21 protein-coding genes are annotated in these 20,170 nt (G+C 55.8%); 17 read left to right on the forward strand and 4 right to left on the reverse strand.

The window, feature by feature from the left end:
- Positions 1-158: 158 nt before the first annotated feature.
- On the reverse strand, positions 159-821 hold the full coding sequence (locus tag PT964_RS03470; protein ID WP_274361919.1) for a LysE family transporter: 663 nt from the start codon (positions 819-821) through the stop codon (positions 159-161).
- Between the two features lie 80 nt (positions 822-901).
- Between PT964_RS03470 and PT964_RS03475 the strand changes: the two genes are divergently transcribed.
- The 4 genes from PT964_RS03475 (at position 902) to PT964_RS03490 (ending at position 4,568) form a co-directional block, all read left to right on the forward strand.
- A complete protein-coding gene (locus tag PT964_RS03475; protein ID WP_274361920.1) occupies positions 902-2,122 on the forward strand; it encodes an MFS transporter in 1,221 nt (406 codons plus the stop codon).
- Between the two features lie 71 nt (positions 2,123-2,193).
- On the forward strand, positions 2,194-3,075 hold the full coding sequence (locus PT964_RS03480) for an RNA polymerase sigma factor (protein ID WP_274361921.1): 882 nt from the start codon (positions 2,194-2,196) through the stop codon (positions 3,073-3,075).
- Positions 3,076-3,101: 26 nt separating this feature from the next.
- Positions 3,102-3,680 carry an ATP-dependent Clp endopeptidase proteolytic subunit ClpP gene (clpP, locus tag PT964_RS03485; RefSeq protein ID WP_274361922.1) on the forward strand — a complete coding sequence of 193 codons (579 nt, stop codon included), beginning with the start codon at positions 3,102-3,104 and terminating at the stop codon, positions 3,678-3,680.
- A gap of 387 nt (positions 3,681-4,067) precedes the next feature.
- A complete protein-coding gene (locus PT964_RS03490; RefSeq protein WP_274361923.1) occupies positions 4,068-4,568 on the forward strand; it encodes an NUDIX domain-containing protein in 501 nt (166 codons plus the stop codon).
- 51 nt (positions 4,569-4,619) lie between these two features.
- Here the strand turns inward: PT964_RS03490 and PT964_RS03495 are convergent, their stop codons facing one another.
- Positions 4,620-5,279 carry a nitroreductase family protein gene (locus PT964_RS03495; RefSeq protein ID WP_274361924.1) on the reverse strand — a complete coding sequence of 220 codons (660 nt, stop codon included), beginning with the start codon at positions 5,277-5,279 and terminating at the stop codon, positions 4,620-4,622.
- On the opposite strand from PT964_RS03495, the gene PT964_RS03500 reads away from it, so the two are divergent.
- Genes PT964_RS03500 through PT964_RS03520 form a run of 5 tightly spaced genes read left to right on the forward strand, consistent with a single transcriptional unit; the run spans position 5,271 to position 10,400 of the window.
- Positions 5,271-5,528, forward strand: a complete 258-nt coding sequence (locus PT964_RS03500; RefSeq protein ID WP_274361925.1) for a winged helix-turn-helix transcriptional regulator — start codon at positions 5,271-5,273, stop codon at positions 5,526-5,528. The genes PT964_RS03495 and PT964_RS03500 overlap by 9 nt on opposite strands.
- A gap of 45 nt (positions 5,529-5,573) precedes the next feature.
- Positions 5,574-6,860, forward strand: a complete 1,287-nt coding sequence (locus PT964_RS03505) for an FAD-binding protein (protein ID WP_274361926.1) — start codon at positions 5,574-5,576, stop codon at positions 6,858-6,860.
- The gene (locus PT964_RS03510) at positions 6,857-7,957 is read left to right on the forward strand and encodes a phosphotransferase (RefSeq protein WP_274361927.1); all 1,101 of its coding nucleotides are present in this window, start codon (positions 6,857-6,859) and stop codon (positions 7,955-7,957) included. The genes PT964_RS03505 and PT964_RS03510 overlap by 4 nt, the downstream gene beginning before the upstream one ends.
- Entirely contained in the window at positions 7,923-9,398 is a 1,476-nt protein-coding gene (locus PT964_RS03515; protein WP_274361928.1) for a glycoside hydrolase family 32 protein, read from the forward strand. The genes PT964_RS03510 and PT964_RS03515 overlap by 35 nt, the downstream gene beginning before the upstream one ends.
- A gap of 15 nt (positions 9,399-9,413) precedes the next feature.
- Positions 9,414-10,400, forward strand: coding sequence for a phosphotransferase (locus PT964_RS03520; RefSeq protein WP_274361929.1), 987 nt, complete (start codon positions 9,414-9,416; stop codon positions 10,398-10,400).
- 99 nt (positions 10,401-10,499) lie between these two features.
- On the opposite strand, the gene PT964_RS03525 is transcribed toward PT964_RS03520, so the two are convergent.
- Positions 10,500-11,819, reverse strand: coding sequence for a hemolysin family protein (locus PT964_RS03525; protein ID WP_274361930.1), 1,320 nt, complete (start codon positions 11,817-11,819; stop codon positions 10,500-10,502).
- A 128-nt stretch (positions 11,820-11,947) separates the two neighbouring features.
- Positions 11,948-12,352 carry a CBS domain-containing protein gene (locus PT964_RS03530; protein WP_274361931.1) on the reverse strand — a complete coding sequence of 135 codons (405 nt, stop codon included), beginning with the start codon at positions 12,350-12,352 and terminating at the stop codon, positions 11,948-11,950.
- Positions 12,353-12,447: 95 nt separating this feature from the next.
- Between PT964_RS03530 and PT964_RS03535 the strand changes: the two genes are divergently transcribed.
- The 8 genes from PT964_RS03535 to PT964_RS03570 all read left to right on the forward strand — a co-directional run bounded on the left by PT964_RS03535 (position 12,448) and on the right by PT964_RS03570 (position 19,964).
- Complete coding sequence (locus PT964_RS03535; RefSeq protein ID WP_274361932.1) at positions 12,448-12,606, forward strand: hypothetical protein; 159 nt, start codon at positions 12,448-12,450, stop codon at positions 12,604-12,606.
- A 180-nt stretch (positions 12,607-12,786) separates the two neighbouring features.
- Complete coding sequence (locus PT964_RS03540) at positions 12,787-13,089, forward strand: hypothetical protein (RefSeq protein WP_337995004.1); 303 nt, start codon at positions 12,787-12,789, stop codon at positions 13,087-13,089.
- A 38-nt stretch (positions 13,090-13,127) separates the two neighbouring features.
- Positions 13,128-13,343 (forward strand): hypothetical protein, encoded by a 216-nt coding sequence (locus PT964_RS03545; RefSeq protein WP_274361934.1) that lies wholly within the window; start codon positions 13,128-13,130, stop codon positions 13,341-13,343.
- A 421-nt stretch (positions 13,344-13,764) separates the two neighbouring features.
- Complete coding sequence (locus tag PT964_RS03550) at positions 13,765-15,690, forward strand: endonuclease MutS2 (protein WP_274361935.1); 1,926 nt, start codon at positions 13,765-13,767, stop codon at positions 15,688-15,690.
- Between the two features lie 14 nt (positions 15,691-15,704).
- On the forward strand, positions 15,705-16,736 hold the full coding sequence (locus tag PT964_RS03555; RefSeq protein ID WP_274361936.1) for a GNAT family N-acetyltransferase: 1,032 nt from the start codon (positions 15,705-15,707) through the stop codon (positions 16,734-16,736).
- A gap of 230 nt (positions 16,737-16,966) precedes the next feature.
- The gene (gene rnhA, locus PT964_RS03560) at positions 16,967-17,623 is read left to right on the forward strand and encodes a ribonuclease H (RefSeq protein WP_274361937.1); all 657 of its coding nucleotides are present in this window, start codon (positions 16,967-16,969) and stop codon (positions 17,621-17,623) included.
- Positions 17,624-17,665: 42 nt separating this feature from the next.
- Positions 17,666-18,478: a Cof-type HAD-IIB family hydrolase gene (locus PT964_RS03565; protein WP_274361953.1), complete on the forward strand. Its 813-nt coding sequence runs from the start codon at positions 17,666-17,668 to the stop codon at positions 18,476-18,478.
- Positions 18,479-18,581: 103 nt separating this feature from the next.
- Positions 18,582-19,964: an NAD-dependent malic enzyme gene (locus PT964_RS03570; RefSeq protein WP_274361954.1), complete on the forward strand. Its 1,383-nt coding sequence runs from the start codon at positions 18,582-18,584 to the stop codon at positions 19,962-19,964.
- The last annotated feature ends 206 nt before the right edge of the window (positions 19,965-20,170 follow it).

Consider the following 20,170-nt stretch of genomic DNA (forward strand, 5'->3'; position numbering starts at 1 on the left):
GACAATCGCTTCAGCTCAAGATTTCTGTGCTCCAAAAACCTCCGCATAAGCCCGTCCGTTACGCCGGCGTCCGCTCGCTCTTTCGTATGCTTCGACCGGCGCCTCGATTTCGATAACAGTCACCACTTTTACCTTCAAAATGCCCCGCCAGCCCCAGACTATTGCCGGATCAATTGTACATAACCGTTAATAAAGACGTGAACCGCCAAATATAAAAATAACAGCGCGGACAGCACGGAGATGACGCGGATGAACACCGGGCCGAAGCTGCGTCCTCCCGCAGAGGAAAGAGCGGCCACACCGAGCGACCAAACGATGGAAGCGGCGAAAAAGCCCGCAAAAAACACGGACAGCGCCCCCGCCCCCCGGACCGGAGAGTTCGCGATGACGCTTCCGCCGACGGTTGCGAACCATAGAATGGCGGTCGGCGAAGACATAGCGAGACCGTAGCCCCAGAAGAAGTCTTTCCACCGTTTGTCGTTGTCGCGCCCGTTCCCGGCAGCGTCGTCGGAAACATTTTGTAACGCTTTTGGTTTCCATGCAGCTTTTACCATGCCTATGGTAAAATAGAGCAGCGCGGCCGTCCCGCCCAGCCAAAGAAACCAACGGACCGGCTCATAGCCGAGCAGGAACGTAATTCCAGTGGCGGCCAGAACGGCATACGTCAAGTCGCCGAAAGAAGAGCCGACGCCGATCAGGAAAGACGGCCGGAAGCCGCGAACGACTCCCGCACGGATGATGGCGACGTTCACCGTGCCGAGATCGAGACATAGAGACAGCGATAGGGCAAATCCCGAGAAGAACAACGATGTAAGCAGCACTTGTTGTTTCAACACCTGTATCTGAATTGTTATATCAAACTATTATACCGATTTCAGCGTCGGAAGGAGCAATTATTTTCATGGAAACGGCGAAGGCTCGAATGGAGCATCCGATACAACCTGCGGCGAAGGAGAAGCTGTGGACGAAAAACTTTGTTTTGCTTGCGCTGGCGAACGGACTTATGTTTTTCGGCTTCCAGATGCTGCTCACTACGCTGCCCGTATATGTGCAAAACATGGGCGGGAGCAACACGGAGGTAGGGTGGATTATCGGGATGTTCACGATCGTTGCGCTGATCGCCCGCCCGATTGCCGGATGGGCGCTGGATGCGTATCCGAAGAAGCAGGTGCTTATTTTCGGCCTCGCCTTTTGCTTGCTGGCGATCGGCTTGTACGGCTTTGCCGCCGCCGTGCTGCTGGTGCTGCTTGTGCGGATGATTCACGGGTTCGGCTTCGGATTTGCTACGACGACGTACGGAACGATCGTCGCGGACATCATTCCCTCTTCCCGGAGGGGAGAAGGAATGGGCTACTTCGGGCTCGCCGGCACGTTCTCGATGATCGTCGGTCCGCTCAGCGGTCTTGAGATCATGGACCGGTACGGCTTCGGTCCGCTGTTTGCGGTTTCGTTAGCCAGCACCGCCGCTGCGCTCGCTTTAACTTTTGCGGTGCAGGAGCCCGGGCGGAGCGGGGAAGGTCACGCCGGCGCTTTGCCGGAGGTTCCCGCCGCGCCTGTTACCGGCTGGCGAAGATTTATCGAGCCGACCGCGTTGTTTCCCTCGCTGCTCATGCTGCTCATTATGTCGGGCTACGGCGGTGTCGTTACGTTCATTACGCTGTACGGAGAGGAACGGGCGCTGGAAAATGTAGGCTTGTTTTTCTCGACTAACGCGGTATGTTTGTTCTTGATTCGCCCGATTTCCGGAAGGCTGTTCGACCGGCTGGGGCACGTCTGGGTGCTGCTCCCGTGCGCCGTCGCAGGGTTCATCGGCATCCTGCTCCTGTCATACACGACGAGCACCTACATGCTAATTGCAAGCGCGGTCTTTTTCGGAATTGCATTCGGCGGCATTCAGCCTTCGCTTCAAGCTTGGGTCATTAACCGCGCGCCGGCACACCGCAGGGGCACCGCCAACGCGACGCTGTTTTCCTCGATCGACCTCGGCATCGGAGGAGGAGCGATTTTGCTCGGCCCGATCGCCGATACGTTCGGCAGCTTTGCGGTGATGTACAGAGCGTCGTCGGTGCTGTTTCTCGCGTTTATCGGCGTATATTTGATTTATACGTTCAAACGCAGGTAGACCGTATCTTTTCGCGGGCATAATCCGTTACTTAGGATGAGAAGTACTTTTCAACACGAAGGAGGACTCCGATGCTCTTCTTTGGCGCCAAAGAGAAGGAGCGCGGCGTATCCGAAGGCGATGCGTTCGAGCGCGCACTTGCGCCGCTACAGGATGCGCTTGCCGGATATTGCCGTTCCGTGGCCGGCAACCGCTGGGACGCGGACGACTTGCTGCAAGAGACCATTACGAAAGCGTATGTCCGGTATGTGCACACCGGGCGGGCTGATTTTAAGAAAGCGTATCTGTACCGCATCGCGTCGAACGCCTGGATCGACAAACTCCGCAGGGAACGGGAGCATCCGTATTCATTGGATGGGGCTGAGCTGAGCGGACTCGGGCTGACGGAGTCTCCGATCGAAGCCGCCGTCGATGCCCGGTGGGCGGTGGAGACGATTATATCGGGGCTGCCCGCAAAGCAGCGGACCGTCTTGCTGCTGGCGGAGGCGTTCCAGCTCACTCTGGCGGAGATCGCCGCCCTGACGGGCACGACCGAGGGCGCGGTGAAATCGCTGCTTCGCAGAAGCAGGGACCGCTTGGACCGGCTGCGCAAGGCGGGCGAACCGGGCTTGCGCGCGGGCGGCGCGGCCGGTCGCGAAGCCGGTGCCGCCGCTGACGAAGCGGCGGACGGCGCGCTCGTGGAGGCGTATTTGCGCGCGCTGCAATCGGGCAGCGTGAGCGGCATCGTCGCGCTCGGCGGCGCGGTCACCGCAGCGGCGGACGGCCCTTCGGCGCAAGCCGAGGGTGCGCGCAAGCTGCTCGCCCGCTCCGATGCGGCAGCATCCAGGCGCGCCGGGCTTGGCTTCGCCGAGGACGGCGACGGCAGCTGCACGTTTGCGCTGCACGTTAGCGCGGGCGGCCGGTCGTGCATTCGGGTGATCACGGCCCGCGCGGGAGACGCGATCGCGGTATAGGCGTTCCGAATAGGGGGCTGAACCGCATGGCATATGTGCCGGTGGTAGTGGAACAGACGAACCGCGGAGAGCGGTCGTACGATATTTATTCGCGGCTGTTGAAGGACCGGATTATCTTTGTAGGCAGCGAGATCGACGACCACGTTGCGAGCGCGGTCGTTGCGCAATTGCTGTTTCTTGCCGCGGAGGACGACGGGAAAGACATTCACATGTATATCAACTCGCCGGGCGGAAGCATAACGGCTGGTTACGCCATATTGGATACGATGAGCCATATTAAGCCGGACGTGTCCACCATTTGCATCGGGATGGCGGCGTCGATGGGCGCCATGCTGCTGATCGGCGGCGAGAAGGGCAAGCGCTTTGCGCTTCCGAACGCGGAGATTATGCTGCATCAGCCGCTCGGCGGCACGCGAGGTCAAGCGAGCGACATGATGATTCACGCGGAGCGCATCATCAAGACGCGCGAGCAAGTCAACCGCATGATCTCGGAACGCACGGGCCAGCCGTACGAGAAGGTCGTGAAGGATACGGACCGCGACTTTTACATGAGCGCCCGGGAGGCGCTGGAGTACGGGATCGTCGATAAAGTGTTGGAGCGGTAAGCAGGGAATAGTGCCCTTAGCCGGATTCGTCCGGTTGGCAGGGCACTATTTTTGTTGGCGCATTTTCAAGGAAAACCCGGGGATCAAGGCGAAATAGTTTAGTGCGAGAGTCTATCCACCACGGCCCGAAAATAGTAACACTACAGGTTGCTATTCGGCCTAAAACGGCGGCTGAAATTTTTTAGCAACACCTGGAGTTGCTATCTTCCGATTTCCACCCCTGGAACGGTGGTTTTTGGGGCAATAGCAACTTATAGTGCGGCTAATTTCCCACGCAAAGCGAAAAACAGGCCGTTAGCAACTCATAGTTTTGCTATTTCATGTGCCTCCCTTATTTCCGAGGATGACGGGAATAAAGGACGGCATCATCCCCGGAGAGGTGTCCCTATGGAAGTCAGACAGATGGCAACCGCATTTTTGTTCAACGGCAAGAAAGTGTTAATGATGAAAAGATCGGGCAGCCGGCTGTTCAGCGGCGAGTTTTGGACCGGGCTGGGCGGTCATTTGGAGCCTGAAGAATTAAACTCTCCTAAAGAAGCGTGCCTGAGGGAAATTTACGAGGAGTCCGGCATCGCCGCAAAAGACATTGCCGGCCTAAAGCTCAGATACATCCTCTTAAGGAACAAAGAAGGCGAAATCAGGCAGCAGTTCGTCTATTTCGGCAGGGCGGCCGCCACGGAATTCATTTCTTCCGAGGAAGGCGAGCTGCACTGGACGGATCTCCGTGAACCGCAGAGGCTCCCGATGTCCGCCATCCTTCGCTTCATGCTGGAACATTACCTGCGGAATCTCGAATCGGAGCAAATTTTCGTCGGGACGATGACCCTTTCATCCGACAAACAACCGCAAATCCAATGGACGGCGCTGCAAGACCCGATTGTGTTCTAAAGGGTTTCTTTCTATCGGAAGAAAAGGTAATGTATTGAAATAGGCGGATAATCACATTTCTTTCATACACTCAAAATAAACGGCCTCTTCCAGCGGCAAACGAATCGTCGCATGCGCATCCCGAACCCCATAGCCCAAACAAATCAGCATGACGGGAACATACCTGTCCGGAATATGAAAAGCATCCGCGAACTCCTGCGGCTTGAACCCGATCATCGGGCAGGAATCGATGCCGAGGCTCTTGGCCGCCAGCATCAATTGCATGGCCGCCAAAGACGCGTTGCGGACCGCATCTTGCAGTGCAAAATCGCGGTCGCCGTACTTCGGAGGCAGGCTCCGCAAGTACGTATCCATTAACGTCTCTGGCATATTCCCAAGCTCTACTTGCTTCGAAAATATGTTTTTCCCTCTGCGGTACGGCTCCAGATCGCCCAGCACCGCAATCACGCAGGAGCTGCTAAGGATTTGTTCCTGATTCCAAGCGATCGGGTAACATTTCGCTTTGCTTGACGGTGTTTCAAGGACTAAAAATCGCCAGTGCTGCAGGTTCCAGGAGGAAGGCGCAGTAACGGCCGCTTGCAAAATACGCTCTAACTCATTGCGCGGCAGCTTTCGGTCCGGATCGAAGGATCTGACGCTTTTTCTCGACTGCATGACGTCGATGACGGAAACGGTATCGGCGGGAAATGGAAAACCCGCGTTTTGTGGCACTTAAGCCATCGCCCGTCGCGGTATGGGGAGTTGAAGAGGCTGATCCCCGAAATTACCAAAAAAATGCTCGCCCAGTCGCTGCGCGAATTGGAGGAGCACGGATTTGTAAGCAGGACTCAAGAAACCGCGGGAAACCTCATTTCCGTTCAATATGATTTGACCGAGTACGGGCGACAGCTGACACCCATGCTTCAACTCATAAGCGAATGGGGCGTACGACACCATAAAAAGCTGCAAGGGATACTGTAAACCGATTCGAAATTCGATATGGTTGATCGAAAGGAGCGTGCCGGAATGAAAAAGGAACGCAACTGGGCAGGGAATTACCTGTACAGCACGACAGTCGTTCATGCTCCCGAGAATGTGGAGCAGGTTCAGGAGCTGGTGGCGCGCAGCGGCAAACTGAGAGTGCTTGGGACGCGCCATTCGTTTAACGGAATCGCCGATTGCTCCGGAGCGCTTCTGTCGCTGCAGAAGCTTAACCGCGTGATCGAGCTCGACCGTTTCCGGCACAAAGTAACGGTCGAAGCCGGCATCCGGTACGGAGAGCTGTGCCGGTATCTTCACAGCAACGGTTATGCGCTGCACAATTTGGCGTCGCTGCCGCACATCAGCGTTGCAGGCGCGTGCGCAACCGCGACGCACGGCTCCGGCGACCGGAACGGCAATTTGGCGTCGGCGGTTCATTCCCTCGAGGTTGTCACAGCGGACGGGGAGACAGCCGTATTTTCCCGCGGGCAGTCGAACGGCGAATTTTACGGTGCGGTTGTCGGGCTCGGAGGCTTGGGTGCCGTCACGAAAATTACGCTGGATGTCGTTCCGGCGTTTCACGTAAGCCAGCACGTATATGAAAACTTGCCTTTGGCGCGGCTTGAGGAGCATTTTGACGACATATTTTCAAGCGCTTACAGCGTCAGCTTGTTTACGGATTGGACGGCGTCGGCGTTCAATCAAGTATGGGTGAAGCGGAAGCTTCCGGAGCCGTTAAAACAGGCCTCTTCGGTTGAGGCAGAGCGGGAGTTTTTCGGCGCAGCGTCTGCCGATGGGCTCCGGCATCCGGTGCCGGGCATTTCGGCGGAAAACTGCAGCGAGCAGTTGGGCATACCGGGACCGTGGTACGAACGGCTGCCGCATTTTCGCATGGACTTCACTCCGAGCGCCGGGGAAGAGCTGCAAAGCGAATATTTCGTGGCCCGCAAAGATGTCTATCAAGCATTGCTTGCGCTTGATCGTCTGAAAGAACGAATCTCGCCGCTGCTGTATATTTCCGAAATCCGGACGATTGCGGCTGACGAGCTGTGGATGAGTCCGTGCTACAAACAGGATACGGCGGCATTTCATTTTACATGGAAGCCGGATTGGGAAGCGGTTCGGCAAGTGCTGCCGGCAATCGAAGAACAGCTGGCGCCGTTCGGCGCGCGTCCGCATTGGGGCAAGCTGTTTACGATGCCGCCTGCCCGGCTGCACTCGCTTTACGAGAAGCTGCCCGATTTCCGGGAGCTGCTGCTTCGGTATGATCCGCAAGGAAAGTTCCGCAACGCGTTCATGGAAAAATATATTATGGGCGATGGAATCGAATGAGAACGAGATTTAGGGTAGACGAGTCGGCGCTTATGATGGAGCTAAGCCAAGCATACGGACTTGAAATCGATCGGCTTCGCTTCCTTCCGATCGGCGATTCGGCTTATTCTTATCGAGTCGGCTGCGTGTCGGGGGAGCAATATCACTTAAAGCTGTTTGACCATAGTAACGATAGTCAGCGCAAAGGGATTGACCGTTTGCAGTTTTATTTGCCTCTCACCTGGCGGCTGTATCATGAAGCGCTTTTTCGCAACGTAACGTACCCGATCCGAGCGTTAAGCGGCGATTTCAAAACGACGTTAAAAGACTGCACCGCGGTCCTTTTCCATTTCATCGACGGGGAAACGTTGGCCGATGCGTATCCTTTTTCCGAGAACATTCTTGAAGCCGTCGGCCGAACCGCAGCGCGAATCCATCTGACGACACCTCACATCGACCGGTCGATGCTATCAACGGAAACCTACGATATTTCTTTCATACCCGATTTAGACAAATGTCTTAAGATGCTAGACAATGCAAAATCATTCGACGATCCTATCCTACAATCGCTGCGAGATCATGTTTTGGGTAGTAAAGACCGGATTCAAGCGCTTCTTACCTTTGTTCGCGAGCTTCGCGCCGATACGATCGCCGCCCCCGGAGAGATGGTTTTGTGTCACGGCGACCTGTGGGGAGGCAATATGATCCGTCAACAATCGGAGCTGTATGTGCTTGATTGGGAATCGGCTCAGCTTGCGCCTCGTGAATTCGATATGGCGGGGTATATCGGGGAGAGCTTCAATGCTTTCTATTCCGCTTACGAGCGGGAGCTCGGTCGTTCCCCGGCCGTCGATCCCGACATATTGAGGTTTTATTGTTATCGGAACCACCTTCGGAACTTGACAAATTGGTTGATGAACATTATTTTCAGAAACTTGGATCAAGCTCAAAAAGAAAACGATCTGGACATGATCCTTCACCATTGCATGAACCGATGGGACGGGATCGAACCGGCGATCGGCGCTGTGGAAGCCTGTCTTCAGCGGCCCGGAACCAAGTACCCATTTCTAGGGGGGACGAAACATGAAGCACAGGGAACGGATTCAAGCAGCGAATGAATATATTTCCAGCCCGCAAGCGCGTCTGAAGAACGAACGGTACCGATTAGCTTATCATGTCATGCCGCCGGCGGGCTGGATGAACGATCCGAACGGACTCGTTTACTATAACGGGGAATACCATGCGTTCTACCAGCATTATCCGTTCCGGCCGAACCACGGACCGATGTACTGGGGACATGTTAGGAGCAGCGATCTGGTGCACTGGGAGCACCTTCCCGTGGCGCTGGCTCCTTCGGAGCCTTACGATTTGGGTGCGAGCGGCGGTTACGGCTGTTGGTCCGGCAGCGCCGTCTGCGACGATGGCGGAAAGCTGGTTCTGATCTATACCGGTCATGTCGACGGGAGAATGCCGGAAGAGGCGCAGTGTCTGGCGTATAGCGAGGACGGCGTCCATTTTGAAAAATATGCGGGTAATCCGGTCGTTTCCGGCCCGCCGGAGGAAGGGTGTTTCGGGTTCAGAGATCCGAAGGTGTGGAAGCGCGGGGACACCTGGTTTATGGTTGTCGGAAGCGGCAAGGATGGGTTAGGGAGAGGGCTGCTCTATAAATCCGGCAACTTGCGTGATTGGTCCTATGCGGGAGTTGCGGCCGAAAGCGACGGGACGCGGGGCAACATGTGGGAATGTCCGGATTTGTTCCCGCTGGGGGAGAACGATGAGCATACGTTGATTATTTCGCCGATGAATATGGATGGCGCAAAAAACTATTACATAAGCGGTTCCTTTGACTATGAGAGCGGAAAGCTTGATGAAATATATGCAGACCGGCTTGATTACGGCTTCGATTTTTATGCGCCGCAAACGTTCGCGGACGGCCGTGGCAGACGGATTCTGATCGCTTGGATGAACATTTGGGGCGCCCGTATGCCGGAGCAGGAGGACGGCTGGATGGGCGCATTGACAGTTCCGCGGGAGCTTACGCGCGCTTCCGACGGATCCGTGCGGATGCAGCCTGTGGAGGAACTGAAAGCGCTGCGGAGTGTCCGGTACGCTCTTGGGTCGCAGACGATCGGGGCGGATCGGATCACGCCGCTTCCCGGCATTCGAGGGGATGTCCTGGAAATCGTTGCGGTGTTCGATTTGAAGGATGCCGATGCCCGGGAGTTCGGGCTGCGGCTGCGGTGCTCGTCAGATGGCGATCAGTATACAGAGATCCGTTATACGGTTGCCGGGCGGAAGCTGTCGGTTGACCGAGAACGTGCGGGGCACGGAGACGGCGGAATTAGCGAGGCCGTTGTCGAACCGTCTGCCGACGGAGCGTTGAAGCTTCATTTGTTCTTGGATCGTTCCTCGGTGGAGCTGTTCGCCAACGACGGAGTTCGGACGATCACGAACCGCATTTATCCGGACCCGGACAGCCTCGGGGTACAGCTGTTCTCGCGGGGCGGGGAAGCACGGCTTATTTCGCTTGATGCGTGGGAATTGAAGCCGATTTGGTAGGGGGCGACGTTGATTATGGCGGCAAGCGGAGTTTACCCGGCTTACGATCCGTTGTTCAGGCATATCCCGGATCGAACCGAATTGGAAGCGATCTGCAAACACTTTGGGTTGGGCGCGTTCTTGCACAATCACGGGGATCTCGGCGGTGCATATAACGCAAACCTTAAAATCGAAACGGATAAAGGCATGTTCGTTTGCCGCATTGCCTTCGGCCTCGTCGGCGCCGAACATATCGATTATTCGCTAAAGGTGCTCTCTGCGCTGGAAGCCGCTGATGTCCCCGTGTTGTTTCCGTTAATTAACGAGCAAGGAATCTATTATACGCAGTATAAAGACAGGTTCTTACAGGTCACTCCGTTCATTGAAGGGAAACCGTTCGATTCGTCTGTTGAACATGCAAGGACGAACGGGAGATTGCTTCGGAAGATGCATGACGTGCTTGCTTCCTTTGAAGCCGGTCCGAAGCCGGAATGGTCAAACTACCCTTCGAATGAGATTTTATCGGAGGGATTAAAGCTGCTGAGGGAAACATGTAACCCCCCGGAAGAGCTTATGTTCAGGGCAGAACGTTTGTATGATCTCATGATGCCCGAATGGTGCGAATATGGAGGCACGCTGCCGGAGACGGTCATTCACGGTGACTGGCACACCGGAAATGTGTTGTACGGAGAAGACGGGGATATTCGGGCCGTGATGGATTTCGATTTTGTACAGCGGGCGGAGCGGCTGCACGACATCGCTTATATGCTATGGGCGCTGTTGCAGAACGATACTTTCCGCCATCTCGGCAAAGCTTTTCTTGAAGGGTACGGCGATTTAACGCCGGCCGAGCGGAACGTGCTGCCGATTGCCGTAGCGAGAGCCGCTTTGTTTTTTGTGTGTACGTCGTCGTTTCATCGAAACCCTTCCGGGGAGTTGAACCGCCAGCTTGAAAAGCAAGAGCCGTTGATCGATTGGCTTGTTTCGGAAGCGGACCGGTCTGTTGTTGCGGATTTGTTATAGGAAACGGAAACAAAGTTCCGCTGCAAGCGGCCAACGCTGTCTAACACCATCGCCGCACGCACAAAAAACGCCGGTCACATCCAGCGACCGGCGTCTTCGTCAGCTGCCGTATGCCCGCAGCGGCTCTGCAACCCGCTTGCGAACGATAAGGCGCGATATTCTTAAGTTTTCCGTCTCTTCTACGATAAAGTCGAAATCTCCGACGGTTACTTTCTGGTTAATGCGCGGCGGACTTTCCACCTGCGAGTACATCCAGCCGCCGACCGTGTCGTAAACCTCGGTGTCGATCTCGAGTCCGAAATATTCATTCACGTCTTCCAACAACAGCAAACCGTCGATCGAGTAGATGTCGTTCTCTTTCTTCTCGATATGAGGGCGCTCCTCGTCAAACTCGTCGTGTACTTCGCCGACGATTTCCTCGATAATATCCTCGAACGTGACAAGCCCGGCGGTGCCGCCGTACTCGTCGATCAACAGCACGAGCTGCGTGCGCTTCTTCTGCATCACTTTCAGCAGCTGGCTGATTTGCATGCCGTCCGGCACCGAGGTGATCGGACGGACTAACGACCGCAGATCGGTCGGTCCTTTCGTTTCTAACAAATCTTTAATATGAATGAGTCCGACAATATTGTCTTTATCCCCTTCACATACCGGATAGCGCGTGCGCTTCTCCGAAACGGCAATCTCCATATTTTCTTCGAACGACTTATCGAGGTACAGGCAAACCATCTCTGTGCGAGGAATCATAATTTCCCTTGCCGTCGTTTCCGCGAAATCGAACACATTGTCCACGAGCGTCATTTCCGTATTATCGATATGGCCGCTTTTGTTGCTTTCTTTCATCAAGATCCGGATTTCCTCTTCCGTATGGGCGGAGTCGCCTTCGCTTGCCGGCTGAATGCCGAACATCCGAAGCAGGCTGTTGGCCGTCCCGTTCAAAAGCCAGATGAACGGGTACATGATCCGGTAAAATAGCTCAAGCGGAAGCGCTGTCAACAGCGTAAGCTGTTCCGCTTTACGGATGGCCAATGACTTGGGCGCAAGTTCGCCAAGCACGATGTGCAGCACCGTAATCACAGAGAACGCGATTGCAAAAGAGAGCGGGTGAATCAAATAAGCAGGAATGATTGACGCGAATGACCGTTCCAGCCAGTTGGCGATCGCCGGTTCGCCCACCCAGCCGAGGCCGAGCGATGCGAGCGTTATGCCGAGCTGGCATGCGGAAAGATAAGCATCTAGATTATTCGTTAGCTTTCTAGCAAATTGCGCTCTCCGATGGCCCTGCTGAACCAATGTATCGATTCGGGAGCCGCGCGCTTTCACCATCGCGAATTCAGCCGCGACGAAGAATCCGTTAAGAAATACTAAGAATAAAATTAACGGAATACTTATCCAACCGGGTAAGGGGGAAGGATCCAAATGGTTTCTACCGATCCGGTGTCCGGATGGTAGTTTGCACCTCCTTAAAATTTAAAATAATTATTAAAGCTAATTATAGGTAGTATCAGCCTATTCCGTCAAACTTGTCACTATTCGCATATTGTGCGTTAACGCGCCATTTTGCCGTAATAATACTCGATAATATCGCTTCTGCGAATAATTCCGATAAAAACTCCCATATCGTCAACGACAGGGACGAAGTTTTGAGACTTGGCCAGCGTAATCAAATCTTCCATTACGGCGTCGATTCTTACCGGGGCAATCGTTCTTCTACTAGGCACGTTCAGGAGCGGAACCCGGTGCGTGTCGGCAAATTTCAGCTCGGGGTCGCTCTTCATCTTCCACAACAAATCGCCTTCTGTAATGGTTCCCGCATATTTGCCGTTCTCATCTACGAGCGGGAATGCGGTAAAACCGTGATGCTCCATCTTCTCCAGTGCCTGACGCATCGTGTTGCTGGGTTTCAGCGTCACGACATTCTCCTTCGGCAGCAGAAAAAAGGCTATATTCATACTTATGCTCCTCCAGTTCCAACGTTTATTGTAACATGAACCGGTTTCCCGCGTCTAAAAAAGGTCGATATTTCCAAAAGACGCCTATGGAGGAAGTGGAGAAAATCGCGCAGCGCGTCATCGTCATTACCGGAGGGCGGGCCATTGCGGAAGGAACTCCCATAGAGCTGTGCGAAGCCCACGGAACAAATAGTCTTGAGGATTTGTATATGAAGGTAACGGATGCCGCATACTCGAAAGGAGATATCGCTTAATGAAGACAATGCTTGCCATGCTGCTCAAAAATATGTCGAAGGACGTTTATACGATCATTTATTCCGTGCTGCTGCCGATCGGGTTGTTAATCGGCTTGTTCGTCTTCTTCGAGGACCCGGCAGATCGGGAACGGCTGCTTGCCGGCGTGCAATCTGGCAAAGCAAGAAGGACAGGTAAACATGCTGACGAACCTGCTGTGCTTTCCGATGATCTTCACAAGCGAATCGTTCTACAATATGCAGGACGCGCCGGCTTGGGCGCAAACGGTAGGCAAAGCGCTTCCATACAGCCCGTTTGTCGACGCCGTGCGCGCCGCTATGAACGGCAGCTTCGATGTGCTCCCGCAATTGCTGCTTACGATCGTTATTTTTGCGGCCGTTCGCCATTCTTCTTGCCGTCGTTACTTTTCGCTGGGAGCCGGCACACAACTAAATTCGGAAATTATTGTGAACACCTTGGACGAAAGCTGTCAATCCATGTAATATAGGTGTGACGAAGCTCACAATAAGGCGGGATGAACATGAGCCAAAGCGTAATGATCATAGCGGCAGTTGCTGTATTGTTGATCGGGGCCGTTTTGACGGTGATGGTCGGCTTATCGAAGGAAAATAAAGAGGGAAATCCCGCTTACGACCGCAATTCCATACCGAACTGGATCCGGTTGTCGGTCTTGTATGTGGCTGGTACGGTCATTTTTATCGTCGTTATGGTATGGGTCATGCGTTACTTTGGTTAAGTAATGCGAGAAATGGGCAAACCATATCTTGACAGCGGTTTACAATATCCATTAAAGTGAATGTATCCTATTTCAAGGAGAGATTTTGATGTCGGTGAGCGTTCTTAACTGAGCAATTTAATAGCGAGACTGTAAGATGCACGTATGCAATTCATTTTGCTTCGCCTTTCGATTAGGGTGAGGTTTAGTTTGCTGCGCATGCCGTAGTCTCGATCAGTTAAGAACAGCGAAAAACCACATTCATTTCGCCCTTGAAAGCTATTGCTTTTGGCGCCGTGACCGTGCTGTTGTTCAGCACGGTTTTTTTAGTTTCTGCGGACGCCATAAGTGTGCGCTTTTTGAGTTTGAGGCAGAGAATGCGTTGTTGACGCGCTTTCTGCCTCTTTTTTTGTGCAAAAGAATAAAGAAGGGATGAATAACGATGAACGAAAAAACATTGCAACGCCTTGAGTATCCGCAAATTAAAGAAAGAGTGAAGGAACAGGCGGTAACGTATTTGGGCAGAGAGCTCGTTGAGCAAATGCAGCCGATGGTGACGCTGAAGGCGGTAATGTCCGCGCTGCAGGAAACGGCTGAGGCCGCCGACCTCATTAAGCACGGGGCAAACGTTCCGCTCCCTTCGTTAGAGGGCATGGAGACGGTTTTCGGTCTGCTGGGGAAGGGCTACGTATTTTCGGAGGCGGATTTTGGCGCGGTGGCGACATTTTTAAACAGCTGCCGGCATTTGAAAAAGTATATGGCGGGCAAGTCCGGCGCCGCACCCCGGGTAGCCTCCTACGCCGAAGCTTTATATGCGCTTACGGATTTGAAGTCGGAAATCGAACGCTGCATCCGGCACGGACGGGTAACCGACGAGGCGAGCGGCGAGCTTGCCAAAGTCCGCAAAAAAATAGCGGTCGCCGAAGAAAGAGTAAAGAAGCGGATGGACGCGCTGCTTTCGAAGCACCGCTCGATCTTGCAGGAGAACATCGTCAGCCTGCGCGGCGGCAGGTACGTCATCCCCGTGAAGAAGGAGCATCGCAGGCTCGTGCAGGGTGCGGTGCTGGACGAATCGGCGAGCGGCCAAACCGTGTATATCGAGCCGGCGGAAATCGGTTCGCTGCAGTATGAGCTGAACGCCTTGCGGTCCGAGGAAGCGCGGGAGGAGACGAAGGTGCTGGCGATGCTGACCGGCATGCTTGAAGGCTATGAACGCGAGCTGTTAGTGAACGCGGACGGGGTGGGCCGCTACGATTTCTTGTTCGCCAAGGCGAAGTACGCCAGGGCGATCGGCGGAGTCGCGGCAGAAGTGAACGACGGCGGCTTGATCGACGTCAAGGATGCCGTTCACCCGCTGCTGGGGCGCGCCATGGTGCCGCTGTCGTTCGAGATCGGTCGCAGGTTCCGCACGCTTATCATTACCGGTCCGAATACCGGCGGCAAGACGGTTGCGTTAAAGACCGTGGGGCTGCTTACGCTCATGGTGCAGTCGGGCTTGCTTGTGCCGGCGGCCCCGGACAGCACGTTCGCGATATTCACGAATATCGCTGCGGATATCGGTGACGGGCAGTCGCTGGAGCAATCGTTAAGCACGTTCTCCGCGCATGTAAAAAATATAGTTGAGATATTGAAGTCGGCGAACCGTTCGACACTCGTGCTGATCGACGAGATGGCATCGGGAACCGACCCTGGGGAAGGTGTCGGGCTGTCGATCGCGGTGCTCGAGGAGCTGTACCGGCGCGGAGCGACGGTTGTCGCTACGACGCATTTTAATGAGATTAAGCGTTTCGCCGCGGCGGCTCCCGGGTTTGAGAACGCCCGCATGGAGTTCGACACGGAGACGCTGGAGCCGCTCTACCGGCTGCGGATCGGGGAGGCGGGGCGCAGCTATGCGTTCGTCATCGCGAGCAAGCTGGGCATGCCGGAGAAGGTGCTTGCGCGTTCGCGTCAATTAACGTCGGTCGCGCGCGGGGAAGGTCCGCTTGATTTCGGCGGCGCCGCCGAGCTTCCGGCGTTCAAGCCGGCGATTTCCGACTCCGTGCAGGAAGGCGAATCGGATGGCGGAGTGGCGATTGATGGGAATCGTTTTGAAATCGGGGACAGTGTTTACATTCCTTCGATGGGGCGTTCCGGTATCGTATATGCGGTGGAGGATGCGATGGGCAACGTCGGCGTACAAATTCAGAAGGAAAAGCTATCGATCAATCAAAAAAGGCTGAAGCCGTTTATTTCGAAAGAGCAGCTGTATCCGAAGGATTACGATTTTGACATCGTGTTCGAATCGAAGGAAAACCGGAAGAATAAAAAGCTGATGAGCAAAAGGCACGCGGAAGGCGTCATGATCGTGCGGAAAGCGGAAGAGAAGTAGGGGGAGCAATGGATATGGGGAATAGGGTTGAATCGGGTTATGTGGAATATGCGATACGGCACGAAGACTGGCGGGATGTTCCGCGCATCGCCGAGCTGCACGCGGAGGCGTTCGATTATTCCGCGGGAATGGGGGAGGTTGCGCTGACGGATGCGCTGCGCAGACGGCGGCTGCACGCTCCCCGGCTTTCGCTGGTGGCGAAGTCGGAGGGCCGCGTAGCGGGGCATGCGATGTTCAGCTTGTATGAAGCGCGAATCGGCGGGGCTCGCGTTCGCGCATCGATCTTGGCGCCGGTGGCTGTCGCCAAAGAGTTTCGAGGCCAAGGGGTGGCGTCGGCGTTGATTGAGGAAGGACACCGGGTGCTGGAAGAAATGGGCGTGAAGGTCGGATTGGTACTGGGCCATCCGGGATACTATCCTCGGTTCGGCTATGTGACCGGTATGTTCGGAACGTGCCGGTTGAAGGTGGCGCGTGCGGCGATTGATGCTGCGCGCTTGGAGGAGCGGCGTGTAGGGAGAGACGACATCCCGGCGCTACAGCGGATGTGGGAGCTGTGGCACGGCGACGTCGATCTGGCGCTTGCCGTGGGTGACGATTTGGCGGATTGGATCTCGCCGGATCGGCGGTTCCGCTCTGTCGTTCTGGAACGGGGCGGGGAGATGTGCGGGTTTGTGAAGTACCGCAACGATCGGCCGCAGGCCCCGGAGCTCGTGCTGGCGCAAGATGGCGGGGCTATGGCGGAACTGCTCGGGCACCTTGCGGCGCTTGGGGTCGACGCCGACGGGCGCGTCGCGGGACCTGCGGGCGCGGCGGGCTCACGCGAGCCCGGGCCGCTTTATCTCCCGCTGCATCCGGGGGCACGCGCCGTTCGCGAGCTGCTGCGGATGCCGTATGAAGCGGAGACGAACGTTTGGGACGCGGGCATGCTCCGCGTGTTCGGCGAGGGCACTGCTGAAGAGGCGGCGGTTTATATGAAGGAAGTGAAGGAGGGCATCCGGCTTCCGGGGCTCGTCATTTGGCCTTCGGCGTTCGACGTTTGCTCGTAAGGCGGCCCGCGGTGGCGATCAGCGGAATAAAGTTCCGTACGAGGTGGTCGGTCAGGCGGTGCGGCAGGCTGCAACGGAACAAAGCTCCGTTGGGAGCAGCTGCTTTGTCGGTGAGAGCTGCTGTAGCGGAGCAAAGGGCGGGTGCCGGCCGGCGAACCCGCCGTTCTCGTTCTTACGGCATGCTATTTTGTTTTCTCCGACTGTGGTAAAATTGTGAACTGGTGATGAACTTGGCACAATCGAAATATTACGTCGTTTGGGTCGGGCGCGAGCCGGGCATCTACGAAACATGGAACGACTGCAAGGCGCAGGTGGACGGCTTTCAGGGGGCCAAGTACAAGTCCTTCCCATCCAAATCGGAGGCGCAGCAAGCCTACGAAACCGGTTGGGCCAAGACGTTCGCGGCGTCCGCCAAGATCGCGGCGCAATCGGCAGGCGCCAAAACCGGCAGTTCCGGCTCAGGCAGCGCAGCCGCTGCGAATTACGACCTCGACAGCATCTGCGTAGACGCCGCTTCAAGCGGGAACCCGGGCATTGTCGAGTATCAAGGCGTCGATACGCGGACCGGCGAGCGGCTGTTTCACAATGGGCCGATCCCGAAGGGCACGAACAACCTCGGCGAATTTTTGGCCATCGTGCACGGTCTTGCGTATTTGAAGCAGCAGGGCAGCGGCAAGACGATTTACTCCGATTCGCGCACGGCGATCAAATGGGTGAGGGAGAAGCACGTAGCGACGACGCTCGTCCGGGACGCTTCCACGGAGGAAATTTGGCGGCTCGTCGACCGGGCGCTGGCGTGGCTGCGCGGCAATCCGTACCGCAACAAGATCGTGAAGTGGGAAACGGAAGCATGGGGAGAAATTAAAGCCGATTTCGGGCGGAAATAGAGAACAAGTTCAACGGATAAGGGCTGGAGCGAAATGGATACGATATACAAAATGATTGCGATCGACATCGACGACACGCTGCTTAACGACAATTTGGAGGTGACGCCGGGCACGCGGGAGGCGCTTGCCGAAGCGATTCGCCAAGGGGCGGTCGTTACGCTGGCGACGGGGAGAATGTTCGCTTCCACGAAGAAGGTGGCCGAGCAGCTTGAGTTGAACGTTCCGGTCATCACGTACCAAGGCGCATTGATTAAAAATTTGCTGGACGGCGAAGTGCTGTACGAGCGTTCCTTGCCGGCGGAAGCCGCGTTTAAGGTGATCCGGTTCGCGAAAGAGCGCGGGCTGCATTTGCAGGCCTATCTAAACGACGAGCTGTATGCTTGGGAAGAAAACGACAAGGTCAAAAAGTACGCGGAGCAAGTGAAGGTGGAGTATTCCATCGTGACCGATTTTGACAGCATTGCGAAGCAAGGCAGTACAAAGCTGCTCATCATCGACGAGCCGTCCAAGCTGGACGAACTCATTCCCGAGCTGAAGCAGCTGCTGGGGGAGCAAGCGCACATTACGAAATCGAAGCCGCATTATTTGGAAATTTTGCATCCCGAAGCGACAAAGGGCCATGCATTGCTTCATCTGGCTGCATATTACGGAATTGACCGGTCGCAGACGATCGCCGTCGGCGACTCTTGGAACGACCGCGAGATGATCGAAGCCGCTGGACTCGGGGTTGCCATGGCGAATGCGGTGGAGCCTCTGAAGCAGGTGGCGGATTTTATTACTTTAAGCAATAATGAAGAGGGAGTACGCACGGTTGTGGATCGGTTTTTGCTAAGGGGAGCAGGCACCGGCGCGTAACCCTCCTGCGCGGGCAAAGCGCGCAGGCATCTCCGCTTCAATAATTAACCACCATTCAATTAAAAGGGGAGAGCAAGTCGTGGCTATCGGAACAAGCGTCATTATGCGGATTGAAATGGACAAAACGAAAATCGGATTCGGACAAGTCATCTCGGAAATAACGAACGCCGGAGGGGACGTCGTTGCCATCGACGTCATTCGTTCGGGTAAAGATTCCACAACGAGGGACATTACGATCAATTTGGCGGACGCCAATTACACGGACCTGATCGACCGGGTCGGCAGCGTTCCCGGCATACGCGTCGTGAACGTATCGGACCGCACGTTCCTTGTGCATCTCGGCGGGAAAATCGAGATGCAGCCGAAGGTGAAAATCGTAAACCGCGACGATTTGTCGCGCGTGTACACGCCCGGCGTCGCGCGGGTGTGCATGGCGATTCACGAGGATCCGGGCAAAGCGTATTCGTTGACCATCAAGCGTAACACGGTGGCGGTCGTATCGGACGGGACGGCGGTGCTCGGCCTCGGCGACATCGGGCCGCATGCGGCGATGCCGGTTATGGAAGGCAAGGCGATGCTTTTCAAGCAGCTTGCGGGAGTGGACGCTTTTCCGATATGCCTGGATACGAAAGACACGGAAGAAATCATTCGCACGATCAAGCTGATCGCTCCGGCGTTCGGAGGAATCAATCTGGAGGATATCGGCTCGCCCCGCTGCTTTGAGGTGGAAGAGCGGCTGAAGCAGGAGCTCGATATTCCCGTATTCCACGACGACCAGCACGGTACCGCGGTAGTGCTGCTGGCGGGCTTGATCAACGCGCTCAAGCTCGTCGAAAAGCCGATGGAGCAGGTGCGGATCGTGCTGGTCGGCTGCGGCGCGGCAGGTACGGCATGCTCCAAAATATTGCTTTCCGCCGGCGTCGGCGAGCTGATCTGCGTGGACCGCGAGGGCGCCTTGGTCAGCGACCAAACGTACGCCAACGACAACTGGAATTGGCTGGCGGCGCGAACGAATCCGCGGAAGCTGCGCGGCGGCATCTCGGACGTCATCGAGGGCGCCGACGTATTCATCGGCGTTTCCCGCCCCGGCGTGCTGAAGGTGGAAGATATTCAGCGGATGAACCGGGATCCGATCGTGTTTGCGATGGCGAATCCGGAACCGGAAATTTTGCCGGAGGTTGCGGAGCCTTATGTGCGGATTATGGCGACCGGCCGCGGCGATTACCCGAACCAAATCAACAACGTCTTGTGCTTCCCGGGCATGTTCCGCGGGGCGCTCGACAGCCGTGCCCGGACGATCAACGAGGAGATGAAGCTCGCCGCGGCGCGGGCGATCGCCTCTGTCGTTACGGACGAGGAGCTCAACGAGGCATACATTATTCCGTCCACATTTAACGACAAGGTTGTGGACCGCGTCTCCCGCGCCGTTGCGGAGGCGGCCTTGGCTACCGGCGTTGCCCGCCGCGTGCCGAAGGAATTCAGATAAGCGAATGAAGCGGCATGCCGCACCTACCGGGTGCGGCTTTTTTTTTGCACGATTCGGAAAGTGCGGAGCTGCATGCAGGGCATGGAAACCAACATACTGAATCGCAGCTTCTAAATAACGGACACCACAGACGCTATATCGCCAATTTACCCACCGCCGCGCCGCTAAACATTCCTGTAAGGACTAAGATTTCGTCTTGGACAAAA

This window comes from Paenibacillus thermotolerans (genome assembly GCF_028745515.1).
Lineage (GTDB): Bacteria > Bacillota > Bacilli > Paenibacillales > YIM-B00363 > Paenibacillus_AE > Paenibacillus_AE thermotolerans.